Genomic DNA, 2,471 nt, shown 5'->3' with positions numbered 1-2,471 from the left:
CTTCGGCAGCATGCCCTTGATGGTCTTCTCCAGCAGCCACTCCGGGTGCCGCTGGAGCACCTCGCCGAAGGACTGCTTGCGCAACCCGCCCGGGTAGCCGCTGTGCCGGTACTGGAACGCCTGCTCCCGCTTGTTCCCGGTCAGCGCCACCTTCTCGGCGTTCACGATGACGACGAAGTCGCCGGTGTCCATGTGGGGGGCGTAAATCGGCTTGTGCTTGCCCCGCAGCAGGAGGGCGGCCTGGGTGGCCAGCCGGCCGAGCACCACGTCCTCGGCGTCGATGACATGCCAGGCGCGGGTCACCTCACCGGCCTTCGGGCTGTACGTGCGCACGGATCTACCTCGTCGTCGTTCGCGTCGGAATCTCGGTGCGGACCCCGTGTTCCTCCGGGAAGCCCATCGGAACCGTGCCGGGTCGGATGCCCCGGCCGGGCCGGGGAACCGGCACGTCCTGGGTGTTCACCGGAGACCTGCTCCCCCGGCGCCGCCTCGGCCAACGCCTGGCGTTCCGCTGGGTCCGGTCACCGCTCCAACACCGCAGTCGCGCACCGCACAACAAACAATCAGGGTACTCGGTGGCGCGAAGCCGGATCGAACGGGGTCGCTTGGCCTGGATCGCACTGCCGCGCCAGTCCGGGCTCGCCGACCACATCGGAACGCCCGCCTCGTCGCCGACCGAGATGCTACCCGGCACCACGGGACGAGCGGACACCCGCCTACCGGACGCCGCCGACCCCGGGGCGTCCAGCCCGCGGGGTCGGCGTGCGGTGGGACATCGGCTACCGTCGGTGGCCGACGTCCCCGGGAATCCTCAGAACCTGCCCACGTTCTTCCGCTCGCCGGCCTGGTACGCCTCGTTGGCGGTGTTGACGGCCACGCCCATCTTCGCGGCGGTCTCGACCATCTCCCTGGCGGCTTGGTCCCACTCCTGCTGCGCACCCTTGTACGCCTCCATCGCACCACCGCTCCAGGTTTCGACCAGCGGCTTGAGCTTTTGCTCCAGCTCGTCCAGCTCCGCCTGGATCTTGCGGGACACCGCGCCCAGGTCGTCCGATGCCTGGCTGAGCTGCGCGAAATTGACCTTGATCATGAGTTATCCTCGCACGTTACGTAGTCGGTGAATCGGACCAGGAAGTTCGAAACCCCTCAGCCTTCGAGCAAGCCCTCGATCCGGGACATCTGGTCGGCCTGCTCCTGCTCGTTCTTGTCGTACTCCTTGCCGGAGATCTGCACGGCCTCCCCGATTTCACCGAGCTTCCGGTTGATCGTGTCCGCGTTCTGCTGGAAACGCTCCATCAGCCTGCGGAAGACGATCGCCGGCTGCCCTTCCCAGCCCGCCATCACCGGCTCGATCTGGCCGTGCAGCGTTTTCACCGCGTGGTCGACGTTGCTGCGGACCTCTTCGATTTGGCTCGCAGCCGTCTCCATCTGCTGTGCGTCGGCTTCAAATCCGCTCATACCGCAGGTCTCCTTCAAACGTCGCCCGAAGATCGATGCATCTACGACGGAGAGGTTGCCATGCCCGGTTCCGCGTTGTCCCCGCTTGTGCCCAAACAGTTGCGGCTGTGAACGCCATCGCCGATTTCCGCGGTCCACCAAGGCATTCGCGAACGGGAAAGGTGCCGCGCACAACGGATTCATGGACGCTATTTGCAGGAGTGATTCGCGATGGTGAACCGAACGCTCGGAAACCTCTGCGCAACGGCCGCGTACTCGCCGGCAGACGATCAGGGCACCCGCAGCGAGGAGACGACCTGCTCGCAGCCGCGCCGCACCTCCTGTTCGGCCGCGGCGGTGTAGCGGCAGCCGACGCTGACCTGGAACCGGCCCTGGTGCAGCACGAACCATTCCGCTGTCGTGCCCGCGAGGTCTTCGCGGTAGTACACCGCGTTGCGCCCGGCGAACGAAACATCGCCGTCGAAAGCGGAGAACGGCTTGCCCTCCGCGACGAACCGGTCGTACTGCGCGCGCAGGTCCCGCACCGCCCGCGCCCGATCCGCCCCGGTGTCGTAGCCGAGGTCGCCTTCCTGCACCACGATCCGGTCGTCGCGACCTGGGCCCGGGGCGACGACCGTCTGCCAGAGGTTCGGGTCTCCGCCGGTCTGCTGCCACTGCGCCGGGTAGTCGAAGGAGTACTCGTACTGCGCGATGTGCTCCGCCGGAGGCTGCTGGGCCCGTCCGCCAGAACCCGGCGAGAGCAGCGCGGCCGCCACGATCGCGGCGACGCCCAGCAACGCGGCGCCGCCGCCGAGCACCCGGGGCAGCGCCTTTCCCCGCCACTGCACGGCGCGCCTGCGCTGCTGCGCCGCGGGCCACCGCAGCACCGGGCGGGTCTGATCGCTGCCGCCGATGACCACTGTGGACGCTCGGCTGAGCGAGTCGTCCGGCTGCACCGGCGGTGGCGCGGGCGCGGCCACCTGCGCAGCGGTCTGCGCAACGCCCGCGGGCGAGTTCGGGTACTTGCGCACCGT

At 68.5% G+C, this 2,471-nt stretch carries 4 protein-coding genes; all 4 read right to left on the bottom strand.

The genetic code is table 11. From position 1 onward, the window contains the following. Nucleotides 1-333, bottom strand: a 333-nt coding sequence (gene rplM, locus IJH84_RS13875) for a 50S ribosomal protein L13 (protein WP_295144978.1), incomplete at its 3' end; no start/stop codon positions are given. Between the two features lie 478 nt (nucleotides 334-811). After that, nucleotides 812-1,090: a WXG100 family type VII secretion target gene (locus tag IJH84_RS13870; protein ID WP_200068430.1), complete on the bottom strand. Its 279-nt coding sequence runs from the start codon at nucleotides 1,088-1,090 to the stop codon at nucleotides 812-814. Nucleotides 1,091-1,146: 56 nt separating this feature from the next. After that, complete coding sequence (locus IJH84_RS13865; protein WP_200068429.1) at nucleotides 1,147-1,458, bottom strand: WXG100 family type VII secretion target; 312 nt, start codon at nucleotides 1,456-1,458, stop codon at nucleotides 1,147-1,149. Between the two features lie 269 nt (nucleotides 1,459-1,727). After that, on the bottom strand, nucleotides 1,728-2,471 hold a 744-nt coding region (locus tag IJH84_RS13860; RefSeq protein WP_295144973.1), incomplete at its 5' end, for a type VII secretion-associated protein.

The sequence above is a fragment of the Saccharopolyspora sp. genome (genome assembly GCF_017434145.1).
Taxonomy (GTDB): Bacteria; Actinomycetota; Actinomycetes; order Mycobacteriales; family Pseudonocardiaceae; genus Saccharopolyspora_C; species Saccharopolyspora_C galaxeae.
The sequence above is the reverse complement of the archived record's forward strand: the minus strand, read 5'-3'. Positions and strand labels throughout refer to the sequence as shown.

Excerpts from the sequence above, each read along its gene's own strand:
- IJH84_RS13870 (WP_200068430.1), bottom strand. The coding sequence starts at position 1,090 with ATGATCAAGGTCAATTTCGCGCAGCTCAGCCAGGCATCGGACGACCTG.
- IJH84_RS13865 (WP_200068429.1), bottom strand. The coding sequence starts at position 1,458 with ATGAGCGGATTTGAAGCCGACGCACAGCAGATGGAGACGGCTGCGAGC.